General features: G+C 59.3%; 14 protein-coding genes. 8 read left to right on the top strand and 6 right to left on the bottom strand.

What is annotated here, in order from left to right:
* The first annotated feature begins 143 nt into the window (after positions 1 to 143).
* Positions 144 to 746: a hypothetical protein gene (locus ACOTX2_RS09800; RefSeq protein ID WP_063147966.1), complete on the top strand. Its 603-nt coding sequence runs from the start codon at positions 144 to 146 to the stop codon at positions 744 to 746.
* 27 nt (positions 747 to 773) lie between these two features.
* Here the strand turns inward: ACOTX2_RS09800 and nfsB are convergent, their stop codons facing one another.
* From nfsB to ACOTX2_RS09785, 3 genes are all read right to left on the bottom strand, one after another.
* Entirely contained in the window at positions 774 to 1,427 is a 654-nt protein-coding gene (gene nfsB, locus ACOTX2_RS09795; RefSeq protein ID WP_003858884.1) for an oxygen-insensitive NAD(P)H nitroreductase, read from the bottom strand.
* A gap of 120 nt (positions 1,428 to 1,547) precedes the next feature.
* The gene (locus ACOTX2_RS09790; RefSeq protein WP_022647330.1) at positions 1,548 to 1,916 is read right to left on the bottom strand and encodes an MmcQ/YjbR family DNA-binding protein; all 369 of its coding nucleotides are present in this window, start codon (positions 1,914 to 1,916) and stop codon (positions 1,548 to 1,550) included.
* A complete protein-coding gene (locus ACOTX2_RS09785) occupies positions 1,906 to 2,496 on the bottom strand; it encodes a TetR/AcrR family transcriptional regulator (RefSeq protein ID WP_023299509.1) in 591 nt (196 codons plus the stop codon). Before ACOTX2_RS09785 ends, ACOTX2_RS09790 begins: the two co-directional genes overlap by 11 nt.
* A gap of 192 nt (positions 2,497 to 2,688) precedes the next feature.
* Between ACOTX2_RS09785 and ACOTX2_RS09780 the strand changes: the two genes are divergently transcribed.
* Complete coding sequence (locus ACOTX2_RS09780; protein ID WP_063147967.1) at positions 2,689 to 3,792, top strand: RomA family MBL fold metallo-hydrolase; 1,104 nt, start codon at positions 2,689 to 2,691, stop codon at positions 3,790 to 3,792.
* 32 nt (positions 3,793 to 3,824) lie between these two features.
* Entirely contained in the window at positions 3,825 to 4,166 is a 342-nt protein-coding gene (locus ACOTX2_RS09775; RefSeq protein ID WP_017694370.1) for a RamA family antibiotic efflux transcriptional regulator, read from the top strand.
* Positions 4,167 to 4,272: 106 nt separating this feature from the next.
* Here the strand turns inward: ACOTX2_RS09775 and ACOTX2_RS09770 are convergent, their stop codons facing one another.
* Entirely contained in the window at positions 4,273 to 6,417 is a 2,145-nt protein-coding gene (locus ACOTX2_RS09770) for a TonB-dependent siderophore receptor (RefSeq protein WP_063147968.1), read from the bottom strand.
* Positions 6,418 to 6,539: 122 nt separating this feature from the next.
* Between ACOTX2_RS09770 and ACOTX2_RS09765 the strand changes: the two genes are divergently transcribed.
* A complete protein-coding gene (locus tag ACOTX2_RS09765; protein WP_063147969.1) occupies positions 6,540 to 8,108 on the top strand; it encodes an alpha/beta hydrolase-fold protein in 1,569 nt (522 codons plus the stop codon).
* On the opposite strand, the gene ACOTX2_RS09760 is transcribed toward ACOTX2_RS09765, so the two are convergent.
* On the bottom strand, positions 8,094 to 8,342 hold the full coding sequence (locus ACOTX2_RS09760) for a DUF1158 domain-containing protein (protein ID WP_003858875.1): 249 nt from the start codon (positions 8,340 to 8,342) through the stop codon (positions 8,094 to 8,096). The two genes, ACOTX2_RS09765 and ACOTX2_RS09760, sit on opposite strands and share 15 nt — an antisense overlap.
* A 488-nt stretch (positions 8,343 to 8,830) precedes the next feature.
* Between ACOTX2_RS09760 and ACOTX2_RS09755 the strand changes: the two genes are divergently transcribed.
* The 3 genes from ACOTX2_RS09755 to ACOTX2_RS09745 all read left to right on the top strand — a co-directional run bounded on the left by ACOTX2_RS09755 (position 8,831) and on the right by ACOTX2_RS09745 (position 15,880).
* Positions 8,831 to 11,539 carry a cation-transporting P-type ATPase gene (locus ACOTX2_RS09755; RefSeq protein WP_048965784.1) on the top strand — a complete coding sequence of 903 codons (2,709 nt, stop codon included), beginning with the start codon at positions 8,831 to 8,833 and terminating at the stop codon, positions 11,537 to 11,539.
* Between the two features lie 111 nt (positions 11,540 to 11,650).
* The gene (locus tag ACOTX2_RS09750) at positions 11,651 to 12,715 is read left to right on the top strand and encodes an efflux RND transporter periplasmic adaptor subunit (protein WP_063147970.1); all 1,065 of its coding nucleotides are present in this window, start codon (positions 11,651 to 11,653) and stop codon (positions 12,713 to 12,715) included.
* A 9-nt stretch (positions 12,716 to 12,724) separates the two neighbouring features.
* A complete protein-coding gene (locus tag ACOTX2_RS09745; RefSeq protein ID WP_023305632.1) occupies positions 12,725 to 15,880 on the top strand; it encodes an efflux RND transporter permease subunit in 3,156 nt (1,051 codons plus the stop codon).
* Here the strand turns inward: ACOTX2_RS09745 and ACOTX2_RS09740 are convergent.
* Positions 15,810 to 16,931 (bottom strand): YbdK family carboxylate-amine ligase, encoded by a 1,122-nt coding sequence (locus ACOTX2_RS09740; RefSeq protein WP_048965636.1) that lies wholly within the window; start codon positions 16,929 to 16,931, stop codon positions 15,810 to 15,812. The two genes, ACOTX2_RS09745 and ACOTX2_RS09740, sit on opposite strands and share 71 nt — an antisense overlap.
* A 105-nt stretch (positions 16,932 to 17,036) precedes the next feature.
* Between ACOTX2_RS09740 and ACOTX2_RS09735 the strand changes: the two genes are divergently transcribed.
* Positions 17,037 to 17,927, top strand: coding sequence for an oxidoreductase (locus ACOTX2_RS09735; protein ID WP_063147971.1), 891 nt, complete (start codon positions 17,037 to 17,039; stop codon positions 17,925 to 17,927).
* Positions 17,928 to 17,933: the final 6 nt, after the last annotated feature.

Below are 17,933 nucleotides of genomic sequence, written 5' to 3'. Positions count from 1 at the left end.
AGGGGCTTTCAGGGAATAAGAGCTGGCTCTGCTAAGCGGATGAGACAGGTATAAGGTGGCGTTTAACTTAAATCAACCGACTGAATCGACATCATTTCGATGAGGGATTAAGTCGACTATACTCACGCCATGAGAAACAACAAATGTCGCCACTGATGATTGATTCCGCAGACTTCAGCCAAAAACTCGGCCTTATCTCCCGAAACTTCGAACACACCGAAGCGTTCCTGGCACGAGGTACGGCGGATTTTCATCTGCCGGGGTTTCTGTTGCCTGTGGGATACCGGCTCCTGAAATCGCGTTATGGTGATGAATATCGTCTCGTGACCACCGATGACGGCAAACCTTATACGGCGTATGCCGTAAAGCTTAAATTTCATAAAGAAATTACCTTTCCCCACGGTGCCGCCACGCAGGTGATGGTGTGGCGTACTCCGCGTGCCGTTCATCAACGCGTGATAAGCGGGTTGCCACAACTCTTTTTTCAGTGGGTGCTAAGCGAATACGACATCGTTGTCTCTGACAGCGAACAAACGGGAGACGGGCAACGGTTCTGGCTGCGCATGATCGACTGGGCGTTTACCATGAACTATCGCATTAGTGTGGCGGACGGTACGGTGGGAGAAGAGTGGACGTTAACGCCCGTAAATTCCTACGCTGAGCTGGAAGAGCGCTGGATTGCTTTTGCCTGGGGAAACGATCGTGAGGTCCATCCGCATCGCAGGCTTGTCATCAGTAAAGCGTAACGGGCCGCATGCAGCGGCCCATTTTCATTAGCATTCAGTCACAATCGTGCTCAGCGGCAGGCGAGACTTCGGCAGCGTGGCATTGAAATCCTCAACGCTGTGATGCCCAACCGGCACCACCACCAGGCTGGTGAAGCCTTTCTCTTTCAGGCCGAACTCTTCGTCGAGGATTGCGGCATCGAAGCCTTCAATCGGCACTGCGTCCAGGCCCATCGCGGCCACGCCCAGCAGGAAGTTGCCGACGTTCAGGTAAACCTGCTTCGCCATCCACTGGTCGTCATCTTTCAGATCCACGCGGTGCATGTCGGCAAAATAGCAGCGGCCTTTGTGGTTCGCGGCTTTTGCTTCTGGCGTGGCGAAACGGCCGTCAGCCTCTTCCTGATCGACGACGCGCTCAAGCCAGGCATCGTCCATCGCGGTTTTCGCACAGAACACCACCACGTGAGAGGCATCCAGCATTTTGCGTTCGTTAAACACATAGGTGCCCGCCGCGGATTTTGCCACGCGCGCTTTACCCTCTTCAGTGCTGGCAACAATAAAATGCCACGGCTGGGAGTTGGTGCTGGACGGGCTGTATTGCAGCAGCGTTTTGATTTTTTCCGCTTCTTCTGCGGTCAGTTTTTTGGCTGGGTCGAACGCCTTGGTAGAGTGGCGTTTCAGGGCGACAGAAATAATATCCATAACAACTCCTGGTGATGAAATTCGCCCGCGGGCGGGCGTGAAAGGAAAGCAGATTACCGCGCGAAGCGGGAAAAGATAAGTGCGATTCGAGCGCTTATTCTGTTCGTCTCAGACGAACAATCAGGCTGGCCGAATCCACTTCTGATCTTTTTTCGGCAGTTTATCAACGACCAGATTCCACGAATCCGTAATCAGGTCGGTGACCAGTTCAGGCGTGATGTCGTCCGTGCCATAAAGGGAGATCCAGTGTTTTTTATTCAGATGGTAGCCAGGCTCCACGCCACGGTAGATCTGCTGATTGAGCAGCGATTTTTCCGGATCGGATTTCAGGCTGACGTGGGCCCGACCGTGAGCGGTCGCCATCAGCATAAAAATTTTCCCGCCCACCTTAAACACGTCATACTCCGGGCCAAACGGCCAGCAATGTTCGGTAAAAGGCATCTCCAGCGCGACGCGTCTGGCATGTTCCTGCAAGGCTTTACTGTCCATGGCTCTCTTCCTCAGCAAGCCCGCGCCACATGGCTTCAAAGCCCAGCGCTTTAAAATCGACGGCACGGGACGGATCGCGCGCGGCAAACTCCATGGTGGTTTCAGCCAGCGATAAGAATATTGCATCACCGAAGGTCTTAAACTCGTCAGACATAAACACCGGGCGCACCGAGCGGTGACACAGTTCGTGTATTTCCGGGAACATGTCTTTCACCGCCTGCTCGGTTTCAATGTTCAGCTTTTCACTGACGCCAATCTGGCGGATAGCCGCATGCGCCAGGGGGTTACGAATGCCCCAGTCCACATAGCTATTCCAGATATTACGGGTATGCTCTTTTGGCTGGGTGATGGTGCGATCGAGGTTTGCCAGCATGGTCTGGCAAAGATCCTGCTTCAGATGCAGATAGAGGGCATTCAGCAGATCGTCTTTGGTAGCAAAGTAGCGAAACAGTGTCCCTTCAGCGACGCCCGCATTACGGGCAATTAACGCCGTTGAGGCGGCAATACCTGACTGCGCAAACGCAGCCGTTGCTGCTTCCAGTAAGGCCTGTTTTTTATCTTCACTCTTCGGACGTGCCACTAAATTTTTCCTCCTGTCAATTGTAAAAACCCTGATTGAAACACGTGCTTTGCCACGCTGCAACGCGGAATGTCAAAGATCGAAAACCTTCTTGACGGCGTAATCATCCTATCTATAATGAGTGCTTACTCACTCATAATCAAGTTCAACCCGCGCAAACTATCGGACAGGGCGCGTTGGCGGGTCAGGATAATGAAAAAGCCTCTATTCATCTGCGTGGTGTTAGTTATGATTATTGCTTCAGCTGCCAGTTTACCGTTTGTACTGAATGCCGGATTTGGCCAGCCACCGCAGGGTGCGCAGCTCTCTGAAGTGGAGGCCTCTCCGCACTATCGCGACGGGCAATTCCATAACACGCTCCCTACGCCGGGCTTTACCGGGCAACAAAATATGCTGGTGGCGTGGTGGCAGTTCCTTACCCGTAAAACCGAAAACGCCCGTCCTGCGCAGCCGCTGCCGCTGGTGAAAACCGATCTGGCGAGCCTGCCGCCTGAGCAGGACACGCTGGTGTGGCTCGGCCACTCCTCCTGGTATATGCAGCTGGCGGGGCAACGAATCCTGATCGATCCGGTTCTGAGTAACTACGCCGCACCGTTCTCCTTCCTCAATAAAGCCTTTGCGGGGGAGTACCCGTGGCGTGCGGAGAGCATGCCGGAGATCGACCTGCTGATTATCTCCCACGATCACTATGACCATCTGGATTACGCCACCATCAAGGCGCTGCTGCCGAAGGTTAAGCGCGTGGTCACCCCGCTGGGCGTGGGTTCGCATCTGCGCTACTGGGGGATGAACCCTGAGATTATCGACGAGCGGGACTGGAACCAGTCGGTACGTATCAGCGATGCGCTGACGGTTCACGTGTTGCCGGCGCGCCATTTTTCCGGGCGCGGCATTAAGCGTAACCAGACCCTGTGGGGCAGCTTTATGTTTGTCTCTCCGGAGCAGAAGGTCTACTACAGCGGAGACTCCGGTTATGGCCCGCACTTCAAAGCGATTGGCAAGCAGTTTGGCGGAGTGGACTTAGCCATTATGGAAAACGGCCAGTACGACCACGACTGGAAGTACATCCATATGCATCCGGCGGAAACGGCGCAGGCCTCGGCAGATCTCAATGCCAGAGCGGTCGTACCGGGACATAACGGGCGTTTTGTGCTGGCGAAACATACCTGGAACGATCCACTGATCCAGCTGGCGAAAGCCAGTAAGGATAAAAATTACCGGCTGCTGACGCCGGAGTTGGGCGAGCCCGTGCGGGTGAGTGATACCACGCAACAATTTCGCGAGTGGTGGGAATAATGTTTAAGCGAGAAGCAGAGGGGGAGAGCAGTATGACGATTTCCGCTCAGGTCATTGATACGATTGTCGAATGGATCGATGACAACCTACACCAGCCGTTACGCATCGAAGAGATTGCCCGCCACGCGGGTTACTCAAAATGGCATTTACAGCGGCTGTTTATGCAGTACAAAGGCGAAAGTCTGGGGCGCTACATCCGCGAACGCAAGCTGCTGATGGCGGCGCGCGATCTTCGTGAGTCAGACGAGCGCGTGTACGATATCTGCCTGCGCTACGGGTTTGACTCGCAGCAGACGTTTACCCGCATCTTTACCCGCACCTTCAACCAGCCGCCCGGGGCGTACCGCAAAGAGAACCATAGCCAGACACATTAACATGTCGCGTGTAGGCCGGGTAAGGCGTAGCCGCCACCCGGCTTTTTTGTGGGCTCGGTGCCCGTAATTGCCCGGTGGCGCTGCGCTTACCGGGCCTACAAATCACTTACCACCGATAATTCACCGTCGCCGTCACCGTCCGGCCAATCCCGTAGAAGCACGCCGTATCGCTTGCGCATGACGCCACATACTTCGTGTCCGCCACGTTATTGACGTTGAACTGCACGCTTGCCCCTTTCAGGCTGCGGTTCATCTCGCCCAGATCATAGCGCAGCATCGCGTCATACAGATCCACCGATGGCACCTTAAAGGTGTTCTTCGCATCGCCGTAGCTGGTGCCGATGTAGCGCATCCCCACGCCAGCGGTCAGGCTCTTGAGCGCCCCGCCCGGAACGGTATAGCTGGCAAACGCAGACGCCATATGCGTCGGGATACGCGCCGGGGTCTTGCCCTCGGTGCCCGCCACCGTGGTGCTTTCGGTTTTTGCATCGGTGTAAGTGTAGGAGCCAATCAGGTTGATGTTATCCATCAGCGTGGCGTGGATTTCCGCTTCAGCGCCTTTCGAACGCACCTTGCCCGCATTTTCGAACCAGCCTTCAGCGCTGTTATAGGTCGCTACGTTGTCCTGAGTTAAATCGTACAGCGCGAGAGTCATCAGCGTGGTGTCGAACGGCTGATATTTCAGGCCAATCTCGGTCTGCTCCCCGGTAGTAGGCCTGAATGGCGCGACGCCCGGCGCACGGTTGGTTTGCAGGTTCGGCTCAAACGACGTGCTGTAGCTGATGTACGGCGAGAGACCAAAATCGAACGCGTACAGCAGGCCAGTGCGCCAGGTAAATTTGCTGTCGTTCTGCGGCGTAAAGCTATTATCGGTGAAGTCGTTGGTACGCACTTCGCTCCAGTCGTAGCGCCCGGAAACCAGCCACTCCCAGTTGTTCCAGCTCATCTGATCCTGAAGATACAGCCCCATCTGGTCGAGATTTTGCTGCTCGTCGGAGGCCGTTTTGAAGGTGCTTTCATCCACGTTCACGCCGTAAACCGGGGTTGTCCAGTCGAGGTCATAGTGTGAGCCGCTCCCGCGCGCCAGCAGCTGTTTATCCTTGCTTGTCTTGTAATCAAACCCGCCGAGCAGGGTATGGCTGACGCTCCCGGTCTCCAGCAGATATTCCAGCTGGTTATCGAGGCCAAATTCATTGGTCGTGCGCTCTTCACGCTGGGCGCGACGGGTCAACACCGTGCTGTTGGCCGCGCTGTTGGCGTAAACCAGATAACGGTATTTCTGCTTGATGGTGGCGTAACGGGCGTTCTGGCGGAAGGTGAGGTTGTCGGCGAACTGGTGTTCCAGCTCGTAGCCAATCATCGTCTGCTCGCGCAAGGACTGATTGTAATTCGGATCGCTGACGTTAAAGTCGCGTGGGATGTACTTCCCGTCGACGCTTTTCACCGTGCCATACGCGGGCAGGAAGTTGCGGTATCCGGCATCCGGATCTTTCTGGTAGCTGGTCAGCAGCGTAAAGCGGGTCTGATCGTTCGGATACCAGGTGATCGCCGGGGCGATCGCCATCCGCGTCTCTTTATAATCGTCCACCTGATTATGCTGCGTACGGGCGATACCGTTCACGCGATACAGTACGCGGCCGTCGTCGCTCAGCCTGCCGCCGAAATCAAACGCACCTTCGGCGAGATCGTTATTGCCGGTGCGGAACTGCACGTTGTGAATGGCCTCCGCCGTCGGGCGCTTGCTGGTCATGCTGATTAACCCGCCAGGATTCACCTGACCAAACAGGACCGACGCCGGGCCGCGCACCAGCTCCACGCGCTCCAGCAGCCACGGGTCAACTGTGCCCGTCTGTGATGAGGCCGTTGCGCCAAAGCTTAAGCCGTCGAGGAATTTTGGCACGTAGCTAAAGCCGCGCACAAACACCTCGTCGTTACGGTTAGACGAGCCCCGGTATTCGGTAAACACGCCCGCCGAGTAGCGCAGCGCCTGCGAAACGGATGTGACGTCCTGCATGTTCATCTGATCGCGGGTGACCACCGATACCGACTGCGGCGTCTTCACAATCTCCGCGCTGGTCTTGGTGGCGGAGAGCGTTTTCGTCGCCACAATGCCTTTTACGGGCGCAGTGGGCTCTTCACTCACGCCCTGCGTCACCGTAATCGTTTCTTCCTTCATTTCTGCCTGAGCCGCGACGCTGGTCGTCGCCAGACTCATCAGCCAGAGATACATTATCTTATTATTTTTAAACATTTTTATTGAACGTCCTTGGTTGCTATCGCCATAAAACACCGGTAAATCGCCGTTGATGATATTGCAAATTATTACCATTTGCATTAGCGTTGTTAACAAATTTCGTTGGGGAACAAGCGGTAATGAAGAGGGTATGGAGTGGGTTGCTGTTGGGGATCGGCGCGCTGCCCGCCGTGGCGGCAACGTGCGAGCAGTCGTCCCGGCAGGGCGATGTTCAGGGAAAGTTTGATGCCAGCGGCGAAGTCTGCTTCTCCCTGCCTGAACTGGGTGAAAATTACGTTTCCGCCACGCTGAATGGCGTGACGGATGCGCGCCTGCTGGATGGGCAAAACCGCCGCATCCGCACGCTGATCGAAAATGGTCCTGCGGACGGGGAACACACGCTGCTGTTTGCCCTGCCGGTGAAACAGAACACCTCGCTGGTGCTACACGGCGAAGCCGGTAAGCCGTGGCGTTTTCAGTGGCGGATGAAAGAGACCTCTCCATTACCACGCGTGCAGATGCTGGCGCCAGTAAGCCCGACGCTAAAGGCGCTGGCAAACGTCATTTCTGCCGGTGGAAGTACCGAGGCGTTCTGGCAGGCGCAGCGTCGACAGGGAACGCCAATGGTGGAACCGGTAGATGCGAACCATAAGCGCGTGACCTTTCTGTGGCGCGGCGCGCGGGATAACGTCTTCATTCTCGGCTCTCCGGCGGGGGATCACGATCCGCTGTTCCGCCTGGGCAACAGCGACGTCTGGTTCCGCAGCTACGTGGTCCCCGCTGATACGGTGATGCAATATAAGCTCGCCCCCGATGTGCCGATCGTTGAAGGCTCTGCCCGCGATCAACGCCGTGCCATCCTGGTGAGCGCACAGGCCGATCCGCTTAACCCGAACACCTTTGGGGAGCAGAAGGCGGATCGATGGAACCGTTACTCGCTGCTCGATCTCAGCCCGGCGCGCTACTGCTCCGTTCAGGCCACGGCAAAGCCGCTGGTGCACGGGACGTTGAGCCGTCAGAGTTTTTCCAGCCACATCCTCGGCAACGCCCGCGACGTGATGATCTACAAACCGCGCGGCGCACAGCCCGCACGCTGGACGTTAATTCTGTTCGACGGGCAGATTTATCAGGACGAATACCATTTAGCCAACGTGCTGGACGGTCTGATTGCCCGGCATCACCTGCCACCGATTAACGTGGTGTTTATCGACAGCCTCGATCACGCCCGTCGCGGCAACGAGCTGCCGCCGAACCCGGAATTTGCTGACTTTATGGCGCACGAGCTGCTGCCGTGGCTGCGCGGGCAGGGCATCGCGATGCAGCGGCAGAAAACGGTGCTGGCGGGGTCGAGCTACGGGGGAATTGCCTCGTCATGGGTGGCGCTGCGCTATCCGCGCCTGTTTGGCAACGTGCTGAGCCTTTCCGGCTCCTACTGGTGGGCGCCGAAAGGTGACGCCCCCGGCTGGCTGACGCGTCAGTACCAGCAGTCGCCGCCGTATCCGGTGCGCTTCTGGTTACAGGCCGGAAAGTTTGAAACCACGGGGCCGGGCGGCGGCATTTATCGCACCACGCAGGATTTTGAACAGGTGCTGAAGGAAAAAGGCTATCGCGTCAGCTTCCACCCCTCATCCAGCGGCCACGACTACGCGGCCTGGTGTGAAGCGCTGATCCACGGGATGCGCGATCTCACTGGCTTACGACGCCAGTGAAAACCAGCGGCGCCAGATGAAACGCAGGATAAAGAATTCTATGGCGCCGAGCACCAAAAACCACAGACAGAACAGAATGGTGTACAGCTGATTCAGATCGACCATATGAAAGGTCTGAACCAGTTTCTGCGCCAGCACCAGACCCAGCGACGGCGCAGGTAACAGCAGACAGGAGAGCAGGGCCATCAGCAAAATGCCCCCTGCGGTGAGCAGCGATTCTAACGGGTGTTTCATCGTAATGTTAATCGTGAGTTAAAAATGTCATTGTCCGGCATCCTGAAACGTAAAGCAATATCATCCCCACTGGCAAAATTGAGTGAAAGGCCACCGTTATTCTGCGAGTTAATAACGGAAAATAGATAATATTTCCGGGGCGATTAAATTAATATCGCGTAATGTAAATAAACGTCTTTTTCACGAAAATAATTTTACAAAGCTATAGGTGCTATATCCAATTAACGTCGCAATAACAATGGCTGCGACAATGTATAACGCCAGGCGCCGCCCGCGATAAATACCAAACATGCTTCCTCCTCGTTTAGTGTTGGTTTAGAAATATTTTGTAAAAATCAACGCGTCGAAATAATTTTAATCAGTTTTGAATAACCGGGTAGTCAATATATTGCGGTAGATCAATTTAACCCGCAAGACTTAAAAATGAATTATTTAAAGCCAGAAAGGAATTCCGGCTTCCGTCCACCGGATATTGAAGGAAAAATACCATGACCAAAAAAAATTTCTCGCAGAATATGCCACCCGCAGGCGGGCAGGCGTACCAGCAGACCGTAGAGCAGGTGCTTGCTCAGGCGCAGAGCCAGGCGAATGGCCTGGACCGCACCGAGGCGCAGGCACGTTTGCAGAAGCATGGCCCGAACGCGCTGCCGGAGAAAAAAGGCAAGCCGGGCTGGCTGCGTTTTCTCGCGCATTTTAACGATGTCCTGATTTACGTCCTGCTGGCGGCCGCCGTATTAACGGCTGTAATGGGACACTGGGTTGATACGCTGGTTATCCTGGGTGTGGCGGTAATCAATGCCTTAATTGGCCACATTCAGGAAAGTAACGCAGAAAAATCCCTGAAGAGTATTCGCAATATGCTCTCCAGCGAGGCGCGCGTAATTCGTAATGGTAACCATGAAACCATCCCGACGACGGAAATCGTCCCGGGCGATATTATTGTGTTGCGCGCAGGAGATCGTATTCCGGCGGATATGCGCTTAATTGAAGCGCATAATTTACGCGTGGAAGAGGCAATTCTGACCGGCGAATCCACCGTGGTGGATAAACACATTAATCCGCTGAGCGGTGAATTGCCGCTGGGCGACCGCACCAATATGGTCTTCTCCGGGACGACCGTAAGCGCGGGCGGTGGCGTTGGCCTGGTCACCGCGACCGGTAAGGATACGGAGCTCGGCCACATCAACCAGATGATGGCGGGCATTGAAAAGCACCGCACCCCGCTGCTGGTGCAGATGGACAAGCTGGGCAAAGCGATTTTCGCCATCATTCTGGCGATGATGGCCGCGCTGTTTGTCTTCAGCCTGGTGTTCCGCGAGATCCCGATGGGCGAGCTGCTGCTCTCCCTGATTAGCCTGGCGGTAGCCTCCGTACCGGAAGGTCTGCCGGCGATTATCTCCATCATCCTCTCTCTGGGCGTACAGGCGATGGCGCGTAAGCGGGCGATTATCCGCAAGCTGCCGACGGTTGAAACCCTGGGCGCGATGACCGTGGTCTGCTCGGATAAAACCGGCACCCTGACCATGAACGAGATGACGGTGAAAGCCATCATTACCGCCGATACGTGCTATCGCGTGGACGGCAACAGCTACGAGCCGGTGGGCAACCTCTACCTCGAAGGCAGCGACGAGCCGGTGCAGATCCAGCCGGGCACCGTGCTGGAGCAGTACCTGCGCACCATCGACCTGTGTAACGACAGCCAGCTGATTCAGGACGAGCGCGGCCTGTGGGGCATCACCGGCGGCCCGACCGAGGGCGCGCTGAAGGTGCTGGCGGCAAAAGCCCAACTCGCACCGGTCGAGACCACCCTGGTCAACAAGATCCCGTTCGACTCGCAGTACAAGTACATGAGCACCCACTACCAGATTGGCGGTGAGGAGCAGATTTTGATCACCGGCGCGCCGGACGTGATTTTCGCCCTGTGTGAGCAGCAGCAGACCCGCAACGGTGCGCAAGCCTTTGACCGCGCGTACTGGGAAACGGAGATGGAGCGCTATGCGCGTCAGGGGCTGCGCATGGTCGCCGCGGCGTTCAGGCCAGCGAACGGTGAGCAGGCACTGACTCACGACGACCTGAGCCACGGCCTGATCTTCCTCGGCATTGCCGGGATGATGGATCCGCCGCGTCCGGAAGCGATTGAGGCGATTAACGCCTGCCAGCAGGCGGGGATCCGCGTGAAGATGATCACCGGGGATCACCCGCAGACGGCGATGAGCATAGGCCAGATGCTGGGGATCACTAACAGCGAGCAGGCGGTCACCGGCTATGAGCTGGAGAAGATGGACGACGCCGAGCTGGCCGAAGCGGCGGTGAAGTATGACATCTTCGCCCGTACCAGCCCGGAGCATAAGCTGCGCCTGGTGAAAGCGTTACAGGACAAAGGCGAAATCGTCGGTATGACCGGTGACGGCGTGAACGATGCGCCAGCGCTGCGTCAGGCGGATGTGGGTATTGCGATGGGCATCAAAGGCACGGAAGTCACCAAAGAGGCGGCGGACATGGTCCTGACGGACGATAACTTCGCCACCATCGCCAGCGCGGTGAAAGAGGGGCGTCGCGTTTACGACAACCTGAAGAAGACCATTCTGTTCATCATGCCGACCAACCTGGCGCAGGGGCTACTGATTGTGATTGCGCTGCTGGCGGGGAACATCATTCCGCTGACGCCGGTGCTGATCCTGTGGATGAACATGGCGACCTCCGCCACGCTCTCCTTCGGCCTGGCCTTCGAGGCCGCCGAGCGCAACATAATGCGCCGCCCGCCGCGCCAGACCGGGCAGCACGTGATGGACGCCTACGCCGTATGGCGCGTGGCTTTCGTCGGCACCATGATTGCCATCGCCGCCTTTGCGCTGGAAGCCTGGCTGGCCCCGCGCGGGCACAGCGCGGAGTTCATCCGCACCGTGCTGCTCCAGATGCTGGTCTGCGCCCAGTGGGTGTACATGATTAACTGCCGCAACACCGAAGGGTTCTCCCTGAACCGCGGCCTGCTGGCGAACAAAGGGATCTGGCTGGTAACGGGCGTACTGTTCCTGCTCCAGGCGGCGATCATCTACCTGCCGTTTATGCAGATGCTGTTCGGCACCGAAGCGCTGCCGCTGCGCTACTGGTTCGTGACGCTGGCGGTGGCGGGGGTGATGTTCTTCGTCGTCGAAATCGAGAAGCGACTGACCCGCAGGTTCCGTAAGGCTGCATAACTAAAACCTTACCCCTCACCCTGCCCTCTCCCCAAAGGGGAGAGGGTGTTCAAGTTCCCTCTCCCCTTTGGGGAGAGGGTTAGGGTGAGGGGAAAATACTGAGGTATTCCCATGAAATTCCCACTTCTGTTCGCGCTCCTCGCCGCTACCCTGCCGCCCGCATTCGCCGCAGTCATTCCCGTGCGTGTCGCCACCGTGGAGCAGACCGCCCACGCCGCCGAACGTCAGATCCCGGGTCGCATCGAAGCGATTCACACCGTTGAACTGCGCGCGCGTACGGAAGGCGTCATCACCAGAATCCACTTTCGAGACGGCCAGTACGTGAAAAAAGGTGACGTGTTGTTCGAGCTGGACGACGCCGAGCCGCGCGCCGCCCTGCGCCTGGCGCAGGCCGAGGTGAAAAGCGCCGAAGCCACGCTGCGTCAGGCGCAACAGCAGCTGTCCCGCTTCGAAAGCCTGGGCAGCAGCAACGCCATCAGCCGCCACGACGTGGATAACGCCCGCATGCAGCGCGACGTAGCGAGCGCCGCGCTGGAGCAGGCGAAAGCCCGGCTCGACACCCGCAGCGTCACCCTCAACTACACGCGCATTACCTCACCGATTGACGGGCGCGTGGGGCACAGCAACTTTCACGTCGGCAGCCTGGTGAATCCTGCCAGCGGCGTGCTGGTGGAGGTGGTGCAGCTCGATCCGATCCGCATTGCCTTTGCGCTGGAAGAGGGCGCGTTTGCCACTAAAGCCGGACAGCATGCGGATATCAGCGCCATGAAGCAGGCCTGGCAGGCGCTGATTGACAGCAACGGCCAGCGCATCAGCGGGGAACTCACCTCCGTGGACAACCGCATTGACCCGCGCACCGCCAGCGTGATGCTGCGCGCCGAGTTCGCAAACCCGCGCCATCAGCTGCTGCCCGGCGGCAACGTGAACGTCTACCTGCGTCCGGTAAGCGAGCAACCGGTGCTGACTCTGCCCGCCGCTGCCGTACAGCAGAATGGCGACGGGTTCTTCGCCTGGGTGGTTAACGCCGAGGATAAAGCCGAAATGCGTCCGCTTAAGGTCGCCGGGCAGATGGGCCAGCAGTTCCGGATTGCCTCCGGCGTGAAGCCCGGTGAGCGAGCGATTACTGACGGTGCGCAGCGCGTGCAGCCAGGCGTTGCCGTCCAGATACTGAATTAAGGAGCCATCATGCTGACGTTTTTCATCAAACGCCCGCGCTTTGCGATGGTGATTGCGCTGGTCATCACCCTGCTGGGGGCCATCGCGCTGAGGATTATTCCGGTGGAGCAGTACCCGCAGATCACACCGCCGGTCGTGAATGTGTCAGCGTCATGGCCGGGCGCCAGCTCGGCTGACGTGGCGGAGGCCATCGCCACGCCGCTGGAGACGCAGCTGAACGGGGTGGATCATATGCTCTATATGGAGTCCACCAGTTCGGACGAAGGCACGTACAGCCTGAACATCACCTTTGCGGCGGGCACCGATCCGGATCTCGCCGCCATAGACGTGCAGAACCGCGTGGCGCAGGCCGTGGCGCAGCTGCCGACCGAGGCGCAGCAAAACGGCGTGCAGGTGCGCAAGCGCGCCACCAACCTGATGATGGGGGTAAGCCTTTACTCACCAAATAACACCCACACGCCGCTGTTCGTCAGCAACTACGCCAGCACCCAGGTGCGCGAGGCGCTGTCGCGTCTGCCGGGCGTCGGGCAGGTACAGATGTTTGGCGCGCGCGACTACAGCATGCGCATCTGGCTGCGTCCGGACCGCATGAATGCCCTGAACGTGACCAGCGATGACGTGGCGCAGGCGTTGCGCGAGCAGAACGTGCAGGGGGCGGCAGGCCAGGTCGGCACGCCGCCGGTGTTTAACGGCCAGCAGCAGACGCTAACCATCAACGGGCTAGGGCGCTTAAACCAGGCCGACGACTTTGCCAACATCATTATCCGCACCGGGGAGATGGGGCAGCTGGTGCGCCTGAAGGACGTCGCCACCATTGAGCTTGGCTCGCGCAGCTACAGCTCGGGCGCGCAGCTGAACGGGCATGACTCCGCCTACCTTGGCATCTACCCGACGCCGTCCGCTAACGCCCTGCGCGTGGCCGATGCGGTGCGCGCGGAGCTGGAACGGTTATCCACGCGCTTCCCGGACGATCTGGTCTATGAAGTCAAATTCGACACCACCTCGTTTGTGGCCGCTACCATCAAAGAGATTGGCGTCTCGCTGGCGCTGACGATGCTGGCGGTGGTGGTCGTGGTGTCCCTGTTCCTGCAAAGCTGGCGCGCGACGCTGATTGTCGCCCTTGCCATTCCGGTGTCGCTGGTGGGCACCTTTGCGGTGCTCTACGCGCTCGGCTACTCCGCGAACACGCTCAGTCTGTTCGCCATCATTCTGGCGCTGACCATGGTGGTGGATGACGCCATCGTGGTAGTGGAGAGTGTCGAAACGCTGATGGCGGAAGGGCAGAGCCGCACGGCGGCGACCGCGCTGGCGCTGCGTCAGATTGCCGGGCCGGTGATTGCCACCACGCTGGTGCTGCTGGCGGTGTTTGTACCGGTGGCGCTCCTGCCGGGGATCGTGGGCGAGCTGTACCGCCAGTTCGCGGTGACGCTCTCGACCGCCGTCACGCTCTCAAGCCTCGTGGCGCTGACCCTGACGCCCGCGCTCTGCGCGATGCTGCTGCGCCCGCGTCCGGCACAGCCCGCCGCCGTTTTCCGTGGGTTCAACCGCGGGCTGGACGCCACGCGCACGCTTTACACCCGGATCGTGAGCGTGTTCAACCTCCGTCCGTGGCTGGCGCTGCTGGCCACCGCAGGCGCGGCGGCGGTGGTGGTATTCAGCTTTATGTCGATGCCAAAGGGCTTCCTGCCCCAGGAGGATCAGGGCTACTTCTTTGCCAGCGTCCAGCTGCCGGAGGCAGCCTCGCTGGAGCGCACCGAAGCGGTGATGACCACCGCGCGCGAGCTGATCGCTAAAAACCCGGCGGTGGAAGACGTGATTCAGGTCTCCGGGTTTAACATCCTCAACGGCACCAGCGCATCGAACGGCGGGTTTATCTCCATCATGCTCAAAGACTGGAGCGAGCGTCCGCCGCTGGATGAGGTGATGGGCACCCTTCAGCGCCAGCTGCTGGCCCTGCCGGAAGCCACCATCATGACCTTTGCACCGCCGACGCTGCCGGGGCTGGGCAACGCCTCCGGCTTCGACCTGCGCATTCAGGCGCAGGCGGGGCAGAGCCCGGCGGAGCTGGAGCGTGTGACGCGTGAGGTGCTGGCGAAAGCCAACCAGCACCCGCAGCTGAGCCGCGTGTTCACCACCTGGAGCAGCAACGTGCCGCAGATGACACTCACCGTTGACCGTGAGCGCGCGGCCCGCCTCGACGTGCCGGTGTCGCGCATTTTCAGCAGCCTGCAAACCGCCTTTGGCGGCACGCGCGCCGGGGATTTCAGCGTCAACAACCGCGTCTACCACGTGGTGATGCAGAACGAGATGCAGTGGCGCGAGCGCGCAGAGCAAATCAGCGAGCTGTTCGTGCGCAGCAACAGCGGTGAGCGGGTGCGTCTGAGCAACCTCGTCACCATCACGCCGACCGTCGGCGCGCCATTTATTCAGCAGTACAACCAGTTCCCGTCGGTATCGGTGAGCGGCTCGGCAGCGGAAGGGGTGAGCAGCAGCACCGCAATGGCGGCGATGGGCGAGATTCTGGCGGAAAACCTGCCAGCCGGGTACGACTACGCCTGGAGCGGCATGTCGTATCAGGAGCAGCAGACCGGGAATCAGGCGATATGGATTGTGCTGGCGGCGGTGGTGATGGCGTGGCTGTTCCTCGTCGCCCAGTATGAGAGCTGGACGCTGCCGGCGAGCGTGATGCTCTCGGTGCTGTTCGCCATCGGCGGAGCGCTGGTCTGGCTGTGGCTGGCAGGCTATGCCAACGACGTGTACGTGCAGATTGGTCTGGTGCTATTGATAGCCCTCGCCGCCAAGAACGCGATCCTGATCGTGGAGTTTGCCCGCGCCCGGCGTATGGACGGAATGGCGATTGTCGATGCCGCGCGGGAAGGGGCATCGCGCCGCTTCCGCGCGGTAATGATGACCGCCGTGTCGTTCATCATCGGCGTATTGCCGATGATGCTGGCGACCGGAGCCGGTGCCCAGAGCCGCCGCATTATCGGGACCACGGTGTTCAGCGGCATGCTGGTAGCCACCGTGGTGGGGATAGTGTTCATCCCGGCGCTGTTCGTGCTGTTCCAGCGCCTTCGCGAATGGGGGCACGGCCTTACGGACTCGTCGCCCACAGCTCACAGTGCTTCTGCACCAGAGAAATCAGCGAGCCGCCATCGGCGATAAAGTCCCGCATTCGCTGCGCCTCGCTCTTGCCCTGCTTTAACAGCAGGGCAATTTCCTTGATGGCGCTCGTCGCGCCGAGTTTCTCGGCCGACGGTGCAACCTGCTCCAGCAGCCAGGCGATATCCTCCGCCACGGTTTTGTGCTCGCCGGTATGCACGTCCGTCAGAATGCCTTCCAGCCCGTAGCGACAGGCCTGAAAGCGGTTAAAACGGTACAACAGAAAATCCCGTTCCTGATGCTTATAGGGCCGCGCAGTCAGCAGCCAGTGCGACGTCGCCTGAATAAGCCCGGCGATGTTAATGGCGTGACCGAGCGTCAGCGGCGTATCCATCACCCGCACCTCCACGGTGCCAAAGTGCGGGCTGGGGCGGATGTCCCAGTGCAGATCCTTAATGCTGTCGATCATGCTGGTGGAACTCAGGCGGCGGAACAGCCCCTCGAACTCCTGCCAGCTGTTGACCCACGGCATCTGGCCGTTATCCGGGAACCCGGAAAATATGTTGAGCCGCGACGAGGAAAATTTGGTGTCCGTGCCCTGCATATAAGGCGACGACGCGGCGAGGGCGATAAAGTGCGGCACGAAGCGCGACAGGCCGTGCAGCAGGTAAATCGCGTCGTCCCCGTTTCGGCATCCCACGTGCACGTGCTGGCCGAACACCGTCGCCTGCAAAATCAGATAGCCAAAGCGCTCCAGCGTGACGTTATAGCGCTCGTCGTCACACACCTCCTGCCGCTGCCATTTCTGGAACGGGTGCGTGCCGCCGCCGCAGATCTGGATGTGCTGCTCCGACGCCGCCCGCAGGATGCTCTGCTGCATCACGGAGAGCTGCGCCGCCGCCTGGTCGATGGTCTGGCAGACACCGGTGGCGATTTCGAGCATGCTTTCGGTGATGTCGTGTTTGACTTCGCCCCCTTTGATGTCGTCTTTGACGGCGGCGATGAGGGCAGAGGAGTCCTGGCTCAGATCGTAACCCGGCGGGTTAACCACCTGGAGTTCGAGCTCAATGCCGAGGGTATAAGGTTCAGAGGACTTGAAATCGGGTAAGGGCATGGCGCACTCCGTTGTCTGTTATGTGTTGAGTATAGACAATGGGCGTGGCGCGCTCTTTTCAGGGTGGTATAACTGATAGCAGGCTTAGCAAAAGGGGAGTGACCCATGTCTGACTATCCAACCATTGCGCTGATTGGTCCCGGTGCGATTGGCACCACCGTTGCCGCGGTGCTGCATGACGCGGGCCGTACGCCGCTGCTGTGCGGTCGCACCGCGCATCCGGTATTACGCCTGCGTCACGATGAGGATGAAACTGTGGTGCCCGGTCCGGTACTCACCGATCCCACCATCATTACCCGCCCCGTAGACCTCGTTTTTGTGGCGGTAAAAACGACGCAAAATGCCGACAGCGCCGGGTGGCTGCGCGCCCTGTGCGATGAAAACACCGTGGTCTGCGCGCTGCAAAACGGCGTGGAGCAGAAAGCCCAGCTTGCGCCTTTGGTCAACGGCGCAACGGTGCTGCCGTCGGTGGTCTGGTTCCCGGCGCAGCGCGAGCCGGACGCCTCCGTCTGGCTGCGGGCAAAACCGCGTCTGACACTACCGGATGTGCCGCAGGCGCAGCGGGTGGTCGAGGCGCTTCGCGGGACGCGCTGTGATGTTGAGCTCTCGACAGATTTCACCACCGTCGCCTGGCGCAAGCTGCTGCAAAACGCGGTCGCCGGGCTGATGGTGCTGGCCTATCGCCGCGCCGGGATGTTCAGGCGCGAGGATATCAGCGAACTGGCCCTGGCCTACCTGCGCGAGGGGCTTGCCGTCGCCCGCGCCGAAGGGGCGAAGCTGGACGATGCGGTGGCCCAGGAGATTCTGGCGAACTTCCAGCGCGCGCCCGAGGATTTAGGCACGTCAATCCTTGCCGACCGTCAGGCCGAACGCCCGATGGAGTGGGATATTCGTAACGGCGTGATCCAGCGCTATGGCCGCAAGCATGGTATTGCGGTGCCCATCAGCGACGTGGTGGTACCGCTGCTGGCGGCGGGGAGCGAGGGGCCGGGCTAACGGCCG

The sequence above is a fragment of the Enterobacter cloacae complex sp. IR5412 genome, assembly GCF_049237385.1.
GTDB classification, from domain to species: Bacteria; Pseudomonadota; Gammaproteobacteria; order Enterobacterales; family Enterobacteriaceae; genus Enterobacter; species Enterobacter intestinihominis.
This window is presented reverse-complemented; position numbering and strand designations above follow the sequence as displayed.

Coding starts and splice junctions, on each gene's coding strand:
- ACOTX2_RS09800 (WP_063147966.1), top strand. CDS start 144: ATGTCGCCACTGATGATTGATTCCGCAGACTTCAGCCAAAAACTCGGC.
- nfsB (WP_003858884.1), bottom strand. CDS start 1,427: ATGGATATTATTTCTGTCGCCCTGAAACGCCACTCTACCAAGGCGTTC.
- ACOTX2_RS09790 (WP_022647330.1), bottom strand. CDS start 1,916: ATGGACAGTAAAGCCTTGCAGGAACATGCCAGACGCGTCGCGCTGGAG.
- ACOTX2_RS09780 (WP_063147967.1), top strand. CDS start 2,689: ATGAAAAAGCCTCTATTCATCTGCGTGGTGTTAGTTATGATTATTGCT.
- ACOTX2_RS09775 (WP_017694370.1), top strand. CDS start 3,825: ATGACGATTTCCGCTCAGGTCATTGATACGATTGTCGAATGGATCGAT.
- ACOTX2_RS09770 (WP_063147968.1), bottom strand. CDS start 6,417: ATGTTTAAAAATAATAAGATAATGTATCTCTGGCTGATGAGTCTGGCG.
- ACOTX2_RS09765 (WP_063147969.1), top strand. CDS start 6,540: ATGAAGAGGGTATGGAGTGGGTTGCTGTTGGGGATCGGCGCGCTGCCC.
- ACOTX2_RS09760 (WP_003858875.1), bottom strand. CDS start 8,342: ATGAAACACCCGTTAGAATCGCTGCTCACCGCAGGGGGCATTTTGCTG.
- ACOTX2_RS09755 (WP_048965784.1), top strand. CDS start 8,831: ATGACCAAAAAAAATTTCTCGCAGAATATGCCACCCGCAGGCGGGCAG.
- ACOTX2_RS09750 (WP_063147970.1), top strand. CDS start 11,651: ATGAAATTCCCACTTCTGTTCGCGCTCCTCGCCGCTACCCTGCCGCCC.
- ACOTX2_RS09745 (WP_023305632.1), top strand. CDS start 12,725: ATGCTGACGTTTTTCATCAAACGCCCGCGCTTTGCGATGGTGATTGCG.
- ACOTX2_RS09740 (WP_048965636.1), bottom strand. CDS start 16,931: ATGCCCTTACCCGATTTCAAGTCCTCTGAACCTTATACCCTCGGCATT.
- ACOTX2_RS09735 (WP_063147971.1), top strand. CDS start 17,037: ATGTCTGACTATCCAACCATTGCGCTGATTGGTCCCGGTGCGATTGGC.